The 16,781-nt window shown below is 61.1% G+C and carries 19 protein-coding genes; 10 read left to right on the top strand and 9 right to left on the bottom strand.

The window, feature by feature from the left end; all coding sequences use genetic code 11:
- Positions 1 to 373 precede the first annotated feature (373 nt).
- The 6 genes from GH983_RS00095 to GH983_RS00070 form a co-directional block, all read right to left on the bottom strand.
- Positions 374 to 1,204 (bottom strand): GNAT family N-acetyltransferase, encoded by an 831-nt coding sequence (locus tag GH983_RS00095; protein WP_371418504.1) that lies wholly within the window; start codon positions 1,202 to 1,204, stop codon positions 374 to 376.
- Positions 1,205 to 1,341: 137 nt separating this feature from the next.
- The gene (gene lspA, locus GH983_RS00090) at positions 1,342 to 1,833 is read right to left on the bottom strand and encodes a signal peptidase II (protein ID WP_153763512.1); all 492 of its coding nucleotides are present in this window, start codon (positions 1,831 to 1,833) and stop codon (positions 1,342 to 1,344) included.
- A gap of 2 nt (positions 1,834 to 1,835) precedes the next feature.
- Positions 1,836 to 2,696 (bottom strand): RNA methyltransferase, encoded by an 861-nt coding sequence (locus GH983_RS00085; protein WP_153761300.1) that lies wholly within the window; start codon positions 2,694 to 2,696, stop codon positions 1,836 to 1,838.
- Positions 2,693 to 3,835 (bottom strand): class I SAM-dependent methyltransferase, encoded by a 1,143-nt coding sequence (locus tag GH983_RS00080; RefSeq protein WP_153761299.1) that lies wholly within the window; start codon positions 3,833 to 3,835, stop codon positions 2,693 to 2,695. Before GH983_RS00080 ends, GH983_RS00085 begins: the two co-directional genes overlap by 4 nt.
- 96 nt (positions 3,836 to 3,931) lie before the next feature.
- The gene (locus GH983_RS00075; RefSeq protein ID WP_054149156.1) at positions 3,932 to 4,276 is read right to left on the bottom strand and encodes a LapA family protein; all 345 of its coding nucleotides are present in this window, start codon (positions 4,274 to 4,276) and stop codon (positions 3,932 to 3,934) included.
- 91 nt (positions 4,277 to 4,367) lie between these two features.
- Complete coding sequence (locus GH983_RS00070) at positions 4,368 to 4,670, bottom strand: integration host factor subunit beta (protein ID WP_054149157.1); 303 nt, start codon at positions 4,668 to 4,670, stop codon at positions 4,368 to 4,370.
- Between the two features lie 301 nt (positions 4,671 to 4,971).
- Between GH983_RS00070 and lptC the strand changes: the two genes are divergently transcribed.
- From lptC to ptsN, 6 genes are all read left to right on the top strand, one after another.
- The gene (lptC, locus tag GH983_RS00065; protein ID WP_054149158.1) at positions 4,972 to 5,655 is read left to right on the top strand and encodes an LPS export ABC transporter periplasmic protein LptC; all 684 of its coding nucleotides are present in this window, start codon (positions 4,972 to 4,974) and stop codon (positions 5,653 to 5,655) included.
- Entirely contained in the window at positions 5,652 to 6,203 is a 552-nt protein-coding gene (locus tag GH983_RS00060) for an LptA/OstA family protein (RefSeq protein WP_054149159.1), read from the top strand. The genes lptC and GH983_RS00060 overlap by 4 nt, the downstream gene beginning before the upstream one ends.
- Before the next feature lie 75 nt (positions 6,204 to 6,278).
- Positions 6,279 to 7,025: an LPS export ABC transporter ATP-binding protein gene (lptB, locus tag GH983_RS00055; RefSeq protein ID WP_054149174.1), complete on the top strand. Its 747-nt coding sequence runs from the start codon at positions 6,279 to 6,281 to the stop codon at positions 7,023 to 7,025.
- Between the two features lie 139 nt (positions 7,026 to 7,164).
- Positions 7,165 to 8,733 (top strand): RNA polymerase factor sigma-54, encoded by a 1,569-nt coding sequence (gene rpoN / locus GH983_RS00050; RefSeq protein ID WP_153761298.1) that lies wholly within the window; start codon positions 7,165 to 7,167, stop codon positions 8,731 to 8,733.
- 223 nt (positions 8,734 to 8,956) lie between these two features.
- A complete protein-coding gene (hpf, locus tag GH983_RS00045; RefSeq protein ID WP_054149161.1) occupies positions 8,957 to 9,532 on the top strand; it encodes a ribosome hibernation-promoting factor, HPF/YfiA family in 576 nt (191 codons plus the stop codon).
- Positions 9,533 to 9,599: 67 nt separating this feature from the next.
- Entirely contained in the window at positions 9,600 to 10,064 is a 465-nt protein-coding gene (gene ptsN / locus GH983_RS00040; RefSeq protein WP_054151256.1) for a PTS IIA-like nitrogen regulatory protein PtsN, read from the top strand.
- A 78-nt stretch (positions 10,065 to 10,142) separates the two neighbouring features.
- Here ptsN and grpE read toward each other — a convergent pair whose 3' ends face one another.
- On the bottom strand, positions 10,143 to 10,769 hold the full coding sequence (grpE, locus tag GH983_RS00035; protein WP_069042462.1) for a nucleotide exchange factor GrpE: 627 nt from the start codon (positions 10,767 to 10,769) through the stop codon (positions 10,143 to 10,145).
- 105 nt (positions 10,770 to 10,874) lie between these two features.
- Positions 10,875 to 11,963: a heat-inducible transcriptional repressor HrcA gene (gene hrcA, locus GH983_RS00030; protein ID WP_054151196.1), complete on the bottom strand. Its 1,089-nt coding sequence runs from the start codon at positions 11,961 to 11,963 to the stop codon at positions 10,875 to 10,877.
- Positions 11,964 to 12,134: 171 nt separating this feature from the next.
- Between hrcA and rph the strand changes: the two genes are divergently transcribed.
- Genes rph through hemW form a run of 4 tightly spaced genes read left to right on the top strand, consistent with a single transcriptional unit; the run spans position 12,135 to position 15,113 of the window.
- Positions 12,135 to 12,851 carry a ribonuclease PH gene (gene rph / locus GH983_RS00025; RefSeq protein ID WP_054151197.1) on the top strand — a complete coding sequence of 239 codons (717 nt, stop codon included), beginning with the start codon at positions 12,135 to 12,137 and terminating at the stop codon, positions 12,849 to 12,851.
- 13 nt (positions 12,852 to 12,864) lie between these two features.
- A complete protein-coding gene (locus GH983_RS00020) occupies positions 12,865 to 13,269 on the top strand; it encodes a VOC family protein (RefSeq protein ID WP_153761297.1) in 405 nt (134 codons plus the stop codon).
- 13 nt (positions 13,270 to 13,282) lie between these two features.
- Positions 13,283 to 13,927 (top strand): RdgB/HAM1 family non-canonical purine NTP pyrophosphatase, encoded by a 645-nt coding sequence (gene rdgB, locus GH983_RS00015; RefSeq protein WP_054151199.1) that lies wholly within the window; start codon positions 13,283 to 13,285, stop codon positions 13,925 to 13,927.
- A 4-nt stretch (positions 13,928 to 13,931) separates the two neighbouring features.
- The gene (hemW, locus tag GH983_RS00010) at positions 13,932 to 15,113 is read left to right on the top strand and encodes a radical SAM family heme chaperone HemW (RefSeq protein ID WP_153761296.1); all 1,182 of its coding nucleotides are present in this window, start codon (positions 13,932 to 13,934) and stop codon (positions 15,111 to 15,113) included.
- Positions 15,114 to 15,230: 117 nt separating this feature from the next.
- On the opposite strand, the gene dnaA is transcribed toward hemW, so the two are convergent.
- Positions 15,231 to 16,781: a chromosomal replication initiator protein DnaA gene (gene dnaA / locus GH983_RS00005; RefSeq protein ID WP_054151257.1), complete on the bottom strand. Its 1,551-nt coding sequence runs from the start codon at positions 16,779 to 16,781 to the stop codon at positions 15,231 to 15,233.

The following is a 16,781-nucleotide window of genomic DNA, read 5'->3' as shown; positions in this document are numbered from 1 at the left end:
CAATCCGAACTCGCGTCCTTCTGGCGCGCGGAAGGCAAGGTCATGCTCAAGATTTTCTGGAAGCAAGCGACAGCTAAGGCGAAAGAAAGGGCAGACTGGCGGCATGACCCCTTGGGGCATCCGGCTTTACAGGAGATGAGCCTGCTAGAGCTTGCCGATCTTCCGATGGTGGCGGAAGTGCAGATACGGCAAGGTCGAGCGGAGGTGGTCGAAGATTGTCGTCTAAGCGCCAGCCACGGGCATCGAGCTGGATGCAGTGTATCGCGCTGATTCCAATGGTGAAGGGATGCGGCTTCGCCGCCCCCTCATCCCAGGTGCAACGAGTTGCACCTGAGCGCTGCGCGCCACCTTCTCCCCGATGGCGAGAAGAGGATCAGCTGGCGCTGGCGAAGCGGCCGGCGTCTGCGCCGTAATAGTTGACGTAACGACCGGAAATGCTGGCGATCGGCAGGATGATCAGGACGTCTGTCGTGTTGAAGGCCTGGTCAACCACCGCGCCGTTGCCGACCATGGCGCCGAGGCGCAGATAACCCTTGATCAGCGGCGGCATGGCGAAGAGGGCGCGTCGGGCATTCACGGCTTCCGACGGCATCAGGTCCATCTCGCGGTAGAGATGCGGCAGCGCGTCAACGGCCCACTCGCCCCTGGCGACGGCGTTCTGGTGCAGGAAGGAAAGCGCCAGCGCATGCTCCTCCGGCTGCGTGCCGGGGAAGGAGCCGCAGCCGAACATGGCGTCGATGCGGTTATGCAAGGCATAGGCCCAGCAGCCCTGCCAGAGCAGTTCGACCGTGCGCTTTGTGCGGTACTGCGGCAGGACGCAGGAGCGGCCGAGCTCCATGAAACGCTTTTCCGGATGGCGGGCGACGAGGGCGTTGACGCCGAATTCGGAGCCGGAATAAAAGCCGCCATGGGCGATCGCCACTTCATGGCGCAGCAGGCGGTAAGTGCCGACAATCTGGTCTTCGGCGTCGCCATCGATCGAGCGGTCGAGGACCAGAAGATGATCGCAAAGGCTGTCCCAGCTGTCGACTTCCCGGCCGCGGCGCGCATCTTCGACGCAGACCTGCGCCTTCATCTCCTCGACAAACACGCGATAACGTACGGCCTGGGCCGCGTCGATCTCGCGTTCGGTGCGGGCGATGCGCGTTTCGAGGCTACCGATTCGGCCCAGGATATCGCGCGAAGCGGGAAGTCCCAACGGCATACCGGCCGGGTTTTCCAAAAGAAGGTCTCGTTCGATCAGTTCCACGCTCATGGGATCTATCCAGCGTTGAAGTCACGGCCTTTAAACACGAGACTGCTACAGGAAAGTGACAAAACTTCGAACAGCTTCGCTGCCTTTCAAGCCTCCGGCGGCTTCGGCTTGCGATGCTGGATGATCTCATCGACGACGATGCAGATGGCGCCAATGGTGATGAAGCTGTCCGCCAGGTTGAAGACCGCGAAGGACCAGGTATCTGTGTAAAACAGAATGTAATCGACCACATAGCCATAGGTGAAGCGGTCGATGATGTTGCCGAGAGCACCGGCGATGATCATCGCAAAGCCGAGATGGGCGAAATGTTGTTCGGGGCCCGTCTTGCGCCAGAGCCACAAGACAAAACCGACGATGACCAGGCGCAGGCCGATTATGAACCAGCCGTCGAGATGCGACAGCATGGAGAAGGCGACGCCGAGATTGTGGGTGCGGTAGAGCGCCCAGAACGGCAAAACCGGGATCAGCTCATGCATCGGCAGATAGACTTCCACCGCATATTTGATGGCCTGATCGAGGATCAGGACGATGGCAACGAAGGTCAGGACCGGACCGGGCCGGTTAAAGGCGGCAAGCATCGTCACTTGGCTCCGTCGAGGGCGAGCAGATGGCGGCGGACCTCGAACAGCATTACGCCGGTGGCGACTGCAAGGTTCAGGCTGTCGGCCATGCCGACTTGGGGAATGCGGGCGAGCTTGTCTGCGGCCTGAGCCAGTTCATCCGGCAGACCTGATTGTTCGTTGCCCATCATCAAGATGACCGGCTTCGACTTGTAATCAATGGTGCGGTAATCGACGGCGCCGGCCAGATGCGTGGCGACGAGGCGGGCGTCGACGGATTTCTTCCACTTGAGAAAGTCGGCGGGCGTAGTTTTTACCAGCGGCAGGGCGAACATCGAGCCCATGGTGGCGCGCACGGTTTCCATCGAAAAGGGATCGGTGCAATCGCCGACCAGGATGACGCCTGCGGCGCCGGCCGCGTCGGCGGTTCGTATAATTGTGCCGAGATTTCCGGGATCGCGGACCCGGTCGAGTGCGATCCAGGTCTCCGAGCCCTTCGGCTGGATGTCCTTGAGCGGTGTCCAGCGCTGTTCGAACACGGCGGCGACCATCTGCGGATTGTCACGCCGGGTGATGGAAGACATAACCTTTTCGCTGACTTCCAGCACCAGTCCACCTGATGCCACCGTGCGTGCGGCGACCTTTTCGATCAGCGGCTTGCCCTTGCCGGCCTTGGCATAGACGAGGGTGCGGATGGTCCAGCCGCGATCGAGCGCATCGATCACGAGCTTCAGGCCTTCCGCAAGGAAGGTGCGGCTTTCGTCGCGGCTCTTCTTCTGCGAGAGGGCCTTGATGTCCTTGATGATGGGATTGGCGAGGCTGGTGACTTCCTTGACCTGGCCGACGCGACGCGGGCCGTCCTGGCGATAATCATCGGTCATTTCGGTACCCAGCGGCTGAAGAGAGAGGTGGAGAGCGCACGCCCCGGCGTCTTGCCGTCGAGACCTGCCTCGCGGATGACGAGCTCGCCTGACTCGACCAGGCCGCCCTTGCCGCGCATGGTTTCCCGCATCAGCTCGTGGATCGAGTAGAAGCTGGCACGGATCGAATAGGCGGTCAGAACAAGCCCGACGGCCTTGGGCGCCAGTAGTTCGCGGCATATGTCGAGCATCAGCGGCAGATGGTCGAAGAGCTGCCAGACTTCACCGTTCGGGCCACGGCCGAATTTCGGCGGGTCGGTGAGAATGATGTCGTAGCGATGACCGCGCCGTTCCTCGCGCAAAATGAACTTCATCGCGTCCTCGCAGATCCAGCGGATCGGCGCCTTGTCGAGGCGGCTCAGCGACTGGTTCTCGCGGGCCCAGCCGATCGCCTTCTTGGAGGCGTCGACATGGGTGACTTCGGCGCCCGCAGCGGCGGCCACCAGCGAGGCGACGCCGGTGTAACCAAAGAGGTTCAGGACCTTCAGCGGCCTGTCGGCAGCCTCGATCTTCTCTTTCATCCAGCTCCAATGGGCGATCTGCTCCGGGAAGACGCCGACATGGCGGAAGGCGGTGAAGCGACCGTGGAAATCGACGCCGAGCAGGGAGAGCGGCCAGGTTTCGCCGAGTGCTTCACGCTGGAAGCGCCAGCGGCCCATGCCGTCTTCGTCGGTATCGCCGGTGAAGACAGCGTCGGCCTTATCCCAGACATGGGTCGGCAGCGCCTTTGGCCACAGCGCCTGGGCTTCGGGGCGAACGATACGATAAGGGCCGTATTGCTCAAGCTTCAACCCGTCGCCGCTGTCGATCAGGTGGAAATCGCCAGCGCCTGAGGATTCGAGGATCAGCGGCACGCGCTCGGCCGGGCGGTCACCGTTGCGGATCGTCAGGGCGCGGGCGGGTTCGGCCGTCACATCGGGCGATTGCGGCTGTGGCTTTGGCTTTGGTGCCTCGGCATCACGGCGCGGCGGGCGGGCCTGGCGATCGTCCCTGCCCTTCGACGGGTACGGCTTCGCTGATCCGGGCCGTGTGTCGCCACTGGCTTTCGCCTTCGCTCCCGGGAATGGCTTGGCGCCGGGGCGACGTTCCTTGTTCTTCACGTCAATGATCCGTGGGTTGTGTTCGTTTGCGCCAGCCCATAGCATTGCCGGCCCGGCGCGGAAAGGAAATTTGCCGCGAGACCGAATGACCTGATGTCACTTGGCGCCGAGTTGGGGCAGCGTCGAACCGGCAATCTGTTCGGCCCTTGTCTTCTGGCGATCGGCCTCGGCCTGCCATTGCTGCGCCTCACGCGACTGGCTGCGTGCCTTCTTGCGATGTTTGCCCTGGGTGAACCAGGTCACAACAGAGCCAAGGAGCACACCGAGCATGACCGCAAGAATGAGGAAGACGAAGAAGGGTGCGGAGACAGACAGAGCCTGATCCGCGGGATTGAAGGGGTTGAGCGCGAGACTGACGACGCCGCGATTGGCCACGGCCAGAACGATGAGCAGCACACCGAGGGGCAGAAACACCACGAGGCTCACGACTTTCCGGATCATCTGGACAACTCCCTGTTCACTCCGAGGTGAATGCATCACCTCTTTGGGCTCAAGTTAAGGACAGGGGCGGAATTTTCAACGCGAAAAGCGCTTATTCGTCGTCCTCGTCACCCATGCCCGGGTTGAGGCGCTCGCGCAGTTCCTTGCCCGTCTTGAAGAACGGAACCCATTTCTCCTCGACAAACACGGTTTCACCTGTACGCGGATTGCGCCCCGAGCGCGAGGGACGGTTCTTGACGGAAAAGGCACCAAAGCCGCGGAGCTCCACGCGATTGCCGGCGGCCAGCGCATCAGTGATTTCGTCCAGAACCGCATTGACGATATTCTCGACATCGCGATGATAGAGATGCGGATTGCGGGCCGCGACGATCTGCACCAATTCCGACTTTATCACGCGGACCCCCTGAAATTTCTATTGTGACGTTGAGCGGCGATAACGTTGCCAAAGCAAAAAAGCTCAGTCAAGGAACAACTTAACCATAAATTGCCGGCTTTGCGAGAGATATGACGAGCGTCACACGCAATATCGTGATCGCGAGGGTCACATTTTCACCCTCCGCGTGCTGCATGGCTTGTGTGGCGCTTTCTTGTAACAAGTCTGCCATAATCCATATTGGCAAGGCCGAACGGACATGCGAAACGACGAACAGGCGGCTTGCTGACGGCCACCGCCACAATATTACGGATCCTAGGGAATGCTGGAAGCGACACATGAAGGCCTGCCGCCGCTGGAGCGCCGATCCGAAGCCGATGCCTATCGGCGGGCGGTCAGCCATTCGCGTCGCGTCCGGCGTCTGCGCTTCCTTCTACCTGTCGTCGCACTGGCCATCACGCTGGCATTCGTTGCGGTTTCCTTCGTGCGCAGCCTGATGCCCGACGAATTGCAGATCGAGTCCGCCACTATAGAAGACGGTAAGGTCGTGATGGAAAAGCCTGCGATCGCGGGCCGCAACGACGAGGGCGTGCGCTATTCGATGCGCGCTGAGCGAGCGCTGCAGGACATCAAGAATCCCAATATCATCGCGCTCGAGACCATTGCCGCTGCCGTGCCGGTCAACGACAAGATCATCGCCCGCGTTGTCGCCTCGAGCGGCATCTTTGACCGTGGCGCGAACACCCTCAACCTCGACAAGCCGTTCACCCTCAATCTCAGCAGCGGCATCGACGCGCAGTTCAATTCCGCCAATCTCGATATTGCCGGTGGCACGATGAAGACAAATGATCCTGTCGCCATCCAGACCAAAGGCGCGTCGATTGTTGCGAACTCGCTCGAGATGAAGGATAAGGGGCGAACCATGATCTTCGCGGGCAGTGTAAAGTTGAACATCGAGCCGTCCGCCATTCAAAGCAATCGGTCCACGGAAGCCGCCCAGCCATGATTCACAGCACCTTCGCCAAGTTTTCCTTTGCTGGCTTCCTTCTGGTTTCGGCAGGTCTAATTGCCGGACCATCGGCGGCACAGACGACGAACAGCCAGATGAACGGTCTGAAGCTGTCCAACGATCAACCCATTCAGATTGAAAGCGATCAGCTGGAGATCCGCGAGCAGGAAAAGAAGGCCTTCTTCACCGGCAATGTGAAGGTTGTGCAGGGCACGACGACGCTGCAGGCCGGGACCATGGTCGTTCACTATCGCGGCGAGGGCCAGACGGTGACCCAGGGCAATGCCGATATCGAGAAGATCGACGTGGCCCAGAAGGTATTCCTGTCATCCGGCACGCAGCAGGCGACTGCCGATACGGGGTATTTCGACATGGCGCAGCAGGTCTTCGTACTCGAAGGCGAGCGCGTCGTGCTTTCCGAAGGGCAGAACGTCTTTGTCGGCTGCAAACTCACCGTCCAGATGAATTCCGGCCAGGCCAAGCTCGACAGCTGTGGTCGGCGCGTTCAGATTCAGCTCGACCCCAAGTCCCAGCAGAGCAACTGACGGGTTCGCTTGAACGTGCACATTCCATTTTTCTCCAGGACGAAGCAGCCCAAAAAGGCGGCGAACCCGACCGGCCTGCCGGGCGACAAGTCGCGCTATGAAGGCACACTGATCGCGCATGGACTGACGAAGACCTACAATTCGCGCCGCGTCGTCAACGGTGCTTCGCTGGTGGTCCGCCGCGGCGAAGCCGTCGGGCTGCTCGGGCCCAATGGGGCGGGCAAGACGACCTGTTTCTACATGATCACGGGCCTCGTTCCGGTCGATGCCGGCACCATCTCGATCAACGGCAACGACGTCACCTCCATGCCGATGTATCGGCGCGCCCGTCTCGGCGTCGGCTATCTGCCGCAAGAAGCGTCGATCTTTCGCGGCCTGACGGTGGAAGAGAACATTCGCGCAGTGCTTGAGGTCCATGTCTCCGAGAAGCGCAAGCGCGAAGAGAAGCTCGACGAACTGCTCGCCGAATTCCACATCGAGAAACTGAGGAAGTCGCCGGCTGTCGCGCTTTCCGGCGGTGAACGCCGACGTCTGGAAATCGCACGTGCCCTTGCGACCGATCCGACATTCATGCTGCTGGACGAACCCTTTGCGGGCGTCGATCCAATCTCGGTCTCCGACATCCAGAACCTCGTGCGACATCTGACGGCACGCGGCATCGGCGTTCTCATCACCGACCACAATGTGCGTGAAACGCTCGGCCTGATCGACCGCGCCTATATCATCCATGCCGGTGAAGTGCTCACCCATGGCCGGGCCAACGACATCGTCAACAATGCCGATGTGCGTCGCCTCTATCTCGGCGAACAGTTCAGCCTCTGACGGATCTTTGAAGAAAAGACCGCCTCACCATTCCCACGGCTTGACCAAAACAAAATAAAAAGCAATTTTTGGGCCAAGTGGAATTTCCCGCCATAAAAGGCGGGATTGCGGGGAAATGTAGGGGAGTCGAACGTCCGCCATGGCCTTATCCGCCAATCTGTTCCTGCGACAAAGCCAGTCCCTGGTAATGACTCCCCAGCTGATGCAGTCGATTCAGCTGTTGCAGATGACTCACCTCGAACTGATGCAGTTCATTGCGCAGGAAGTGGAGCGGAATCCGCTGCTCGAAATGGCGGCAGATGATGGTGATTTGGGCGGCGAAATGCCTGACAATGCCGATCGCCACAGCAATACGACGCAGGAAAACCAGGCCGCTGCAGACGAGGCTGGCGCCTCCCCATCGCTCGACAGCGATTGGTATGAGAACGGTGCGAGCGAGCGGCTGAACGACAGGCTCGATACGAATTACGATACCGCCTTTGCCGACGAAGGCTCCACGCAGCGGCCCGATGCGCCGGAGCTGCTTGGGCAATGGAAATCCATGCCCGGTCAGTCCGGTGACGGAAGCGAGGGCTATGACCTCGACGATTTCGTTGCCGGTCAGGTCAGCCTCAGGGACCACCTGAACCAGCAAGTCCCCTTCGCACTCTCTTCGGCCTCGGATCAGTTGCTCGCCTCCGTGCTGATCGACCATCTGGATGAAGCGGGCTATCTGCGCGCAGATCTCGACGAGGTGGCGTCTCGCCTCGGTCTGAGCGGCGCGGATGTCGAGGCGGTTCTTGCGACCCTGCAGACGCTCGAGCCCGCCGGGGTCTTTGCGCGCAGCCTCAGCGAATGCCTGGCGATCCAGCTGCGTCAACGTGATCGGTATGATCCGGCGATGGCAGGTCTCATAAACAATCTCGAATTGCTTGCAAAGCGCGACTTCGCCACGCTGAAGAAGATCTGCGGCGTCGACGAGGAAGATCTCGTCGACATGCTGTCGGAGATCCGCAAGCTCAATCCGAAGCCGGGTAGCAGCTTTGAGCATGCGGTCAGCGAATCCGTGACGCCCGATATCGTCGTACGTCCCGACGGGCTTGGAGGCTGGCAGGTCGAACTCAATCCGGATGCGCTTCCGCGCGTGCTTGTGAACCATAGCTACATGGCCGCTGTTGCGCGCCCGAAGGCGTCCAAGGACGCCCCCGACCAGGCCTTCATGTCGGAATGCCTGCAGAACGCCAATTGGCTCACGCGCAGCCTCGACCAGCGCGCGCGAACGATCACCAAGGTCGCAGCCGAGATCGTGCGCCAGCAGTCCGCCTTCCTCGACCACGGCGTCGACCACCTGCGGCCGCTGAACCTGAAAACGGTCGCCGATGCCATCAAGATGCACGAATCGACCGTCAGCCGCGTGACGACGAACAAATACATGCTCACGCCCCGCGGGCTGTTCGAACTCAAATACTTCTTCAGCGTGTCGATCGCCTCGGCGGAAGGCGGCGACAGCCATTCAGCGGAAGCCGTGCGCCACAGGATCCGCGCATTGATCGAGAAGGAAAGCCCTGAAGCGGTTCTCTCCGACGACGATATCGTCGACCAGCTGAAATCATCAGGCGTCGATCTCGCCCGGCGCACCGTCGCCAAATATCGCGAGTCGATGAACATCGCTTCTTCCGTCCAGAGACGTCGCGAGAAGCGCGCCATGGCCAAGGTTTCGGCCGGCTGACGGCCCCCTTCCCGCCTTAAAGATTAACAGGAGATTGACTCTTTCCCCGTGGGCGGCTAGAAGCGCGCCGCAATCGACAGCGCACACTGTCAACCGAAGGACAGATCCTTCGACGACGCCCGACAAACGAAGGCACAGACTAACCTAACCGTTCGAAAAGCTTGGACGCGGCCGTCGCTTGGCGTAAAATGGATACGCAACCAATCATAAGAAGGGAAACTCCATGAGTGTGCGTGTATCCGGCAAGCAGATGGAAATCGGCGAAACGTTCCGGCAGCGGATCGAAGATCGAATCCAGGATGCGGTTACCAAATACTTCGACGGAGGGTATTCCGGGCAAGTGGTCGTCTCGAAGTCGCAGTCGCGCTTCGCGGCAGATTGCCTGGTGCATCTCGATACCGGCGCAAACCTGCATGCAGCAGGTGAGGCCAATGATCCGCAAGTGGCCTTTGACACCGCCTTCGAGCGCGTCGAGAAGCGCCTGCGCCGCTACAAGCGCAAGCTGAAGGATCATCACGCGGGAGAAGCACAGAACCCGTCGATCGAGGTCGCCTACACGGTTATGGATTCCGTCGACGAGGATCACGAGGAACTTCCCGAGGACTATGCGCCGACGATCGTTGCCGAGAGCACCAAGAAACTTCGGACCATGTCCGTCGCTTCCGCAGTTATGGCTCTCGACATGACTGACGACCCGGTTCTTCTGTTCAGAAACCCGGGAAGTGAACAATTGAATATCGTTTATCGTCGGAATGACGGTAATATCGGGTGGATCGATTCCGCCAACATCAAAGGCTGAAGATCGGCTTGGGCGGCTGCGCGAGGCAGCCGCCCGTTCCTCGATCCGAGGCATGAAGGACATTGATATGGCATTGGCAGATTTGCTGCAGCAGGATGCTGTCGTACCGGCTCTCCGGGTGAACTCCAAGAAGCAGCTGCTTCAGGAACTTGCGGCCAAAGCCTCCAAGCTTACCGACATTCCGGAACGGGAAATCTTCGACGTGATCCTGCAGCGCGAGCGCCTCGGCTCGACGGGCGTGGGCAACGGCATCGCCATCCCGCATGGAAAGCTGAACAAGATCAGCAAGATCACGGGCGTCTTCGCAAGGCTCGAAACGCCGGTCGATTTCGAAGCGCTCGACGATCAGCCGGTCGATCTGGTCTTCCTGCTGCTCGCGCCCGAGGGTGCCGGGGCAGATCATCTCAAGGCCCTGTCACGCATTGCGCGCGTGCTGCGCGACCAGGACCTGGTGGCCAAGCTCCGGGCGACTGAATCGGCCTCGGCGATCTACACCTTCCTCAACGAGGAACAGGCGTCGAACGCCGCCTGAGCGACTGCCTTCAAGCCCAGACAGCAAAAAAGCGCCCGAATGGGGCGCTTTTTTTCATTCACGCGATATCACGCCTGCTCACGCCTTGGCGGCATCCTCGGCTGCGGCTTCCTTCGGGCCGCCCTTGGCAACACCGACCATGGCCGGGCGCAGCACACGCTCGCCGATGGCGTAGCCGGCCTGAACGACCTGCACGACCGTGTTGTTGGGGACGTTCGGATTGGGCACCTCGAACATCGCCTGATGGAAGTTCGGATCGAACTTCTGGCCTTCCGCCTCGATCTTGCGCACGCCATGGCGCTCGAGCGTTGCCAGCATGCCGCGCTCGGTCATCTCGACGCCTTCGATCAGAGCGGTGACGGTCGCGTCTGCGGCGGCGCGAGCCTCGTCCGGCAGCGTCTCGATCGCGCGGCGCAGGTTGTCGGAAACGGAGAGCATGTCGCGGGCGAAGCCGGTTACCGCATAGGACTTCGCGTCCTTGATTTCGCGGTCGGTGCGGCGGCGCAGATTGTCCATTTCAGCGGCCAGGCGCAGGAAACGGTCGCGCAGATCGGCGTTTTCTGCCTTCAAAGCGTCGATCGGATCATTCTCCTGCGCGGACCCGGCCTCGCTTTCGTTCGCAACCTGTCCTTCTTCGGTGGCCGCGGTTGCTTCTGCCTCGGTAGCTGCCGCGTCAGGTCCGTTCTTGTTGGTTTCTTCGGTCATGACGTTCTCCGGATGATGTCTCGTTTTCGAAGCTCAAAGCTTTCGAATGCGTGCCCGATATCAGGGTTTGACGAGAAAAAATCAAGGGTTTGTCGGGAAATTGGCTCACCGCGCGCCGCGCGAGAGCCTCGCCATCAGCTGTGCGGTGTAATCGACCATCGGCACGATGCGCGAATAGTTGAGGCGGGTCGGACCAATTACGCCGACGGCGCCGACGATACGGTCTTCGCCATCGCGATAGGGGGCTACGATCAACGAGGAACCGGAGAGCGAAAAAAGCTTATTTTCGGATCCGATGAAGATCCGGACCCCCGGGCCGCTTTCGGCCAGATCAAGGATTTCGATCAAGCTTTCCTTGCGCTCCAGATCATCGAAGAGCAGGCGCAAGCGATCAATGTCCTCGGAGCCGGCCAGACCTTCGAGCAGATTGGCGCGACCGCGGACGATCAGGCGGGCGGGCTGCTTTTCGGCCACTTCGCCCGACCAGACGGCGAGGCCGCGCTCGACCAGATCCTGGGACAGGGTGTCGAGCTCGGTCGCCACCTGGGACTTCAGGCTTTCAATCTGGCCACGCAGTTCGCGCAGCGTCTGACCTGCCAGGTTGGCGTTCAGGAAATTGGCCGCCTCGGTCAACTGCGAGGCCGTGATGCCTGCCGGCAGTTCGATGATGCGGTTCTCGACCTGATTGTGCTCGCCGACGAGAACGGCGAGCGCCTTGGTCGGTTCGAGCCGAATGAATTCGACATGCTTGAGAACGGGATCGTTCTTTGCCGAGATGACAAGACCGGCGCCACGCGACAGGCCGGACAGCATGCGGCTTGCCTCGGTCAGCATGGCCTCCATCGGCTGATCGGCACTGGAAGGCCTGATCTGGCGCTCGATTTCGTCCCGCTCACCTTCGGAAAGATCGCCGATCTGCATGAAGGCGTCAACGAAGAAGCGCAGGCCGGCCTGCGTGGGCAGGCGTCCGGCGCTGATATGCGGCGCGTAGATGAGGCCGAGTTCTTCGAGATCACTCATGACGTTACGCACGGAGGCCGGCGAGAGCGACATCGGCAACAGGCGCGAAAGATTACGCGAACCGAGCGGATCACCGCTGTCGAGATAGGTCTCGACGATACGGCGAAAGACCTCCCGGGAGCGGTCGTCCAGGGAGGCGGACACGTCTGCGACGGTCGTCTTCGGTGATGCCATTATCGGAGCGAACATGATCTCAGAGGTTTCATGCAAGAAATATAGTCACTGCTTACGGGATGACCAAGGGGTATTTCGCCGCGCGCAAGGCTCTCTGCGCTGCGGCATGGTTTTTCTTTGCAAATAAGCTGCTCCGTCCTTAGAAGGCAACTAACAACCCAGGAGATTGCAATGCGGCCATCCGGCAGAAAAACCGATCAAATGCGCAAGGTTTCATTCGAGCGCAACTTTTCCAAGCATGCAGAAGGCTCCTGCCTGGTGAAGTTCGGCGACACGCATGTGCTGTGCACCGCGAGCCTGGAAGAGAAGACCCCGCCGTGGCTGCGCAATTCGGGCAAAGGCTGGGTGACGGCGGAATACGGCATGCTGCCGCGCGCCACCGGTGATCGCATGAAGCGCGAGGCCGCCTCGGGCAAGCAAAGCGGCCGTACCCAGGAAATCCAGCGCCTCATCGGCCGGTCCCTGCGGGCGATCGTCGATCTCGAGGCTCTCGGCGAACGCCAGATCTCGATCGACTGCGACGTTATCCAGGCGGATGGCGGCACGCGCACGGCGGCGATCACCGGCGCCTTCATTGCCCTGCATGACTGCCTGAAGTGGATGGAAGCCCGCAGCATGATCAAGGTCGAGAAGGTCCTCAAGGATCATATCGCGGCCGTTTCGTGCGGCATCTTCGCAAGCCAGCCTGTGATCGACCTCGATTATCTGGAAGACTCGGCTGCCGAGACGGACGCCAACTTCGTCATGACTGGCTCTGGCGGCATCGTCGAGATCCAGGGCACGGCAGAAGGCAAGCCGTTCAGCCAGGACGAGTTCCTGACGTTGCTTGGTCTGGCGCGGAACGGCATCGACGAACTGGTGGCGCTGCAGAAGCAGACAATCGCCTGAGAAGAAGGGCCGCATGATCGAAGGTATCCTCGAAACCGCACTCTATGCGGACGATCTGGACAAGGCAGAGGCGTTTTATGACGGCGTCCTCGGCCTTGAAAAGATCCGCCGTGGCGGCAACCGGCATATCTTCTATCGGTGCGGGTCCGGCGTCCTTCTGATCTTCAATCCGGCAGAAACGGAGACACCCATCGCCGACGACCCCTTCCCTGTCCCGACCCACGGGACGAGGGGCCCTGGCCATGTCTGTTTCATCGTCCGTCACGACGATCTCGATGCCATGCGCAGTCGGTTGCAGCAGGCCGGTATACCGGTCGAATCCGAACTGACATGGCCGAACGGCGCATGCTCGATCTACTTCCGCGATCCGGCCGGAAACAGCCTGGAATGCGCGTCCCGCACCCTTTGGACTTCTTGAACGGACCTATCGCATGCGCAAACTCGACACCCGCACCATCATCGTTGCCAGCCACAATGCCGGCAAGATCGCTGAAATCGCCGACCTGATCGGCCCCTTCGGCTTTTCTGCCAAATCGGCCAAGGACCTTGCCTTCGTCGAGCCAGATGAAACCGGTACGACTTTCGAGGAAAATGCCGCGATCAAGGCGCTCGCCTCTGCCAAGGCTTCGGGGCTGCCTGCGCTCTCGGACGACAGCGGCCTCGTCATCGATGCGCTCGACGGCGCCCCAGGCGTCTATACGGCGAACTGGGCCGAGCGCGAGGATGGCAGCCGCGATTTTCAGATGGCGATGGAGAAGGTCGAGAAGGCTCTCCAGGAGCGCGGCGCAACGGATGCGGCTCAGAGAACCTGTCGCTTCGTCAGCGTGCTCTGCCTCGCCTGGCCGGACGGTCATACCGAATTCTTCCGGGGCGAGGTCGAGGGCGTGGTTGCCTGGCCGCCGCGCGGCACCGCCGGTTTCGGCTATGACCCCGTCTTCCAGCCCGAGGGGCATCAGCGCACCTTCGGAGAGATGACCGCGGACGAAAAACATGGCTGGAAGCCCGGCAATGCAGAGGCTCTGTCGCACCGTGCCCGGGCCTTCAAGCTTTTCGTCGAAACCTGCCTGGAGGCATGACGCCTTGACCGATCGGTCCTTTACGCTCCTGCCCGACACTGGCGAGCCTGGTTTCGGGGTCTACGTGCATTGGCCCTTCTGCGCGGCCAAGTGTCCGTATTGCGACTTCAACAGTCATGTGCGGCACCAGCCGGTCGATCAGGCGCGCTTCGTCGCCGCCTTTCTTGCCGAGCTGAAGGCTGTGCGGGCCATGTCCGGGCCGAAGACCGTCACCAGTGTCTTCATGGGTGGTGGTACGCCGTCGCTGATGGATCCCTCGACGGTCGGCGCGATCCTCGACGGCATTGCGGCCAACTGGCATATGCCAGACGGCATCGAGATCACCATGGAGGCGAACCCGTCCAGCGTCGAGGCGACCCGCTTCCACGGCTATCGGGCAGCGGGCGTCAATCGTGTTTCGCTCGGGGTGCAGGCGCTGAACGATCCGGACCTCAAGTTCCTCGGACGCCTGCATGATGTCGCCGATGCACTCAAGGCGATCCGACTGGCGCGCGAGATCTTCCCGCGCATGTCCTTCGACCTGATTTACGCCCGACCCAACCAGACGGTGGAAGCATGGGAGCGTGAGCTGAAGGAGGCGATGTCGTATGCCGTCGATCATCTTTCGCTCTACCAGTTGACGATCGAAGAAGGCACAGCCTTCTATGGCCTGCACAAGGCCGGCAAGCTGATTGTCCCCGATGACGAGCACGCCGCCACACTCTACGAGGCGACGCAGGAAATCACCGCGCGTGAAGGACTGCCGGCCTATGAGGTTTCCAACCACGCCCGCCCGGGCGCGGAGAGCCGCCATAACCTGACCTACTGGCGTTATGGCGATTACGCCGGCATCGGTCCAGGCGCGCATGGGCGCCTCACCCAGGGTCGCACGAAGATTGCAACGGTCGCCGAACGGCATCCGGAAACCTGGCTTTCGGCCGTCGAGCAGAATGGTCACGGCATTATCGAACGCGAAGAGCTCGATCACGAGGCGCAGGCCGACGAGCTTCTCCTGATGGGCTTGCGGCTTCGCGAGGGCGTAGATCTCGCCCGGTGGCAGCAGCTGTCCGGCCGCGACCCCGATCCGGACAAGGAGCAGTTTCTGCTGGATCAGGGCTTCATCGAGCGGCTCGGCAATTCGCGGCTGCGCTGCACACCGCCGGGCATGCTGATCCTCGACGCCGTGGTCGCGGATCTCGCCTGCTGAGAATCCTCAGATCTTCAGTTTAGCCGGCGACATTCGGTTTGGTGTAGCACGGTCCAACGACAAAGCCCGCCGATGCATCATCGGCGGGCCTTTCTATTCGGTTCGTCAGGAACTCGCTTACTCGTTTATCAGACGGCGCAGAAGTTCGATTTCCTGCGACAGCTTCTGGTCTGCCGAGATCAGCTCTTCGATCTTGCGGACGGCATGCAGTACGGTCGTGTGGTCACGTCCACCGAAGCGACGACCGATCTCCGGGAAGGAGCGCGGGGTGAGCGTCTTCGACAGATACATGGCAATCTGGCGCGGCTTGACGATCACGCGGGTGCGGCGGTTCGATACAAGTTCCTGGCGCGAGACGTTGTAATGACGGGCCACGACGCGCTGGATGTCCTCGATGCGCACGCGCTTCTGATCACCGGCGCCGACGAGGTGAGCGAGCAGTTCGTCCACGCGCTCGATCGACAGGTTCGGCTCGAAGGAGCGGCGGAAGAGCAACTGGTTGAAGGCGCCTTCCAGATCGCGGCCGCTGCTGGTGATGTTGCGGGCCACATGCTCCAGGATCTCGGCGGGGATGTCGATCGACGGATCGTCCTTGCGGGCGACGTCGAGGCGCGACTTCATCATGTCGAGGCGCATGTCGTAATCGGGCGCTTCCATCTCGATGGCAACGCCACCCTGCAGGCGCGAACGAACGCGCGGATCGAGCGATTCCAGTTCCCAGGGCGCACGGTCGGCGGCGACGACGACCTGCTTGGCGCTGTCGAGCAGCATGTTCAAGAGGTGGCAGAACTCGTGCTGGATCATCTTACCCTGCAGGAACTGCATGTCGTCGATGATCAGAAGGTCGATATTGCGCAGCGAGTCCTTCAGCGTCAGGGCATCATTGTCGCGGATCGCGGTTGCGAAACGCCACATGAAGTATTCTGCCGTGAGATAGACGACCCGCGGCTGCCGCGGGCTCTGGATTGCGGCATTGGCGATGGCCTGCAACAGGTGCGTCTTGCCGAGGCCGACGGACGAATGGATGAAGAGCGGGTTGAACCGCACGGCGCCGGCGCCGGCTTCAGCGATCGTCTTGGCAGCTGCGAGCGCCACGCGGTTCGAGGACCCTTCCACGAAACCATCGAAGGTATAGCGGCTGTCGAGTGGCGAGCCGAACAGCGGACCTGCCTGTGTGGTACGGGCGTTCGACGGTGCCTGGGTCTGGGCCGAGGCGATCTGGCCTACGGTCTGCGGTCCGGTCTTGCGCGGCGAAGTCGGCTGGCTGACGTCCGATCCGACCGAACGCTCCTCGACGACAGGACCACGGGTGCTGCGGCTAGCGCTGCGCACCATGATTTCAACCTTCAGGATCGACGGATCTTCAGCCTGGAAGATCGACGTGATCAGGTCGAGGTAACGGTTGTTGATCCACGACTTCAGAAATGTCGTCGGTACGGTCAGGCGCACCACGCTTTTCGATGCTGAGTGCAGCTTCAGACGCCCAAACCAGCTCTGGTATACGTCCACACCCACCTGAGCCTTGAGCCGCTTGCTGAAACGATCAAACAGAGCATCATGCTTCATCTCGGCATTGTCTCCTGCCCCTTCGGAGCATGCGGCGCCGAGCGCCGAATGTGCATTGTCCCCGTTCGCCAACGCACCGGCCGTCATAGAGTTCATATGCAT

This window comes from Agrobacterium sp. MA01, from assembly GCF_009650195.1.
GTDB lineage: Bacteria > Pseudomonadota > Alphaproteobacteria > Rhizobiales > Rhizobiaceae > Allorhizobium.
Note: the sequence above shows the minus strand (reverse complement) of the source record. Positions and strands in the feature narration are given on the sequence as shown.

Excerpts from the sequence above, each read along its gene's own strand:
- GH983_RS00095 (WP_371418504.1), bottom strand. The coding sequence starts at position 1,204 with ATGCCGTTGGGACTTCCCGCTTCGCGCGATATCCTGGGCCGAATCGGT.
- lspA (WP_153763512.1), bottom strand. The coding sequence starts at position 1,833 with ATGCTTGCCGCCTTTAACCGGCCCGGTCCGGTCCTGACCTTCGTTGCC.
- GH983_RS00085 (WP_153761300.1), bottom strand. The coding sequence starts at position 2,696 with ATGACCGATGATTATCGCCAGGACGGCCCGCGTCGCGTCGGCCAGGTC.
- GH983_RS00075 (WP_054149156.1), bottom strand. The coding sequence starts at position 4,276 with ATGATCCGGAAAGTCGTGAGCCTCGTGGTGTTTCTGCCCCTCGGTGTG.
- lptC (WP_054149158.1), top strand. The coding sequence starts at position 4,972 with ATGCTGGAAGCGACACATGAAGGCCTGCCGCCGCTGGAGCGCCGATCC.
- GH983_RS00060 (WP_054149159.1), top strand. The coding sequence starts at position 5,652 with ATGATTCACAGCACCTTCGCCAAGTTTTCCTTTGCTGGCTTCCTTCTG.
- rpoN (WP_153761298.1), top strand. The coding sequence starts at position 7,165 with ATGGCCTTATCCGCCAATCTGTTCCTGCGACAAAGCCAGTCCCTGGTA.
- hpf (WP_054149161.1), top strand. The coding sequence starts at position 8,957 with ATGAGTGTGCGTGTATCCGGCAAGCAGATGGAAATCGGCGAAACGTTC.
- ptsN (WP_054151256.1), top strand. The coding sequence starts at position 9,600 with ATGGCATTGGCAGATTTGCTGCAGCAGGATGCTGTCGTACCGGCTCTC.
- grpE (WP_069042462.1), bottom strand. The coding sequence starts at position 10,769 with ATGACCGAAGAAACCAACAAGAACGGACCTGACGCGGCAGCTACCGAG.
- hrcA (WP_054151196.1), bottom strand. The coding sequence starts at position 11,963 with ATGGCATCACCGAAGACGACCGTCGCAGACGTGTCCGCCTCCCTGGAC.
- rph (WP_054151197.1), top strand. The coding sequence starts at position 12,135 with ATGCGGCCATCCGGCAGAAAAACCGATCAAATGCGCAAGGTTTCATTC.
- GH983_RS00020 (WP_153761297.1), top strand. The coding sequence starts at position 12,865 with ATGATCGAAGGTATCCTCGAAACCGCACTCTATGCGGACGATCTGGAC.
- rdgB (WP_054151199.1), top strand. The coding sequence starts at position 13,283 with ATGCGCAAACTCGACACCCGCACCATCATCGTTGCCAGCCACAATGCC.
- dnaA (WP_054151257.1), bottom strand. The coding sequence starts at position 16,781 with ATGCATATGAACTCTATGACGGCCGGTGCGTTGGCGAACGGGGACAAT.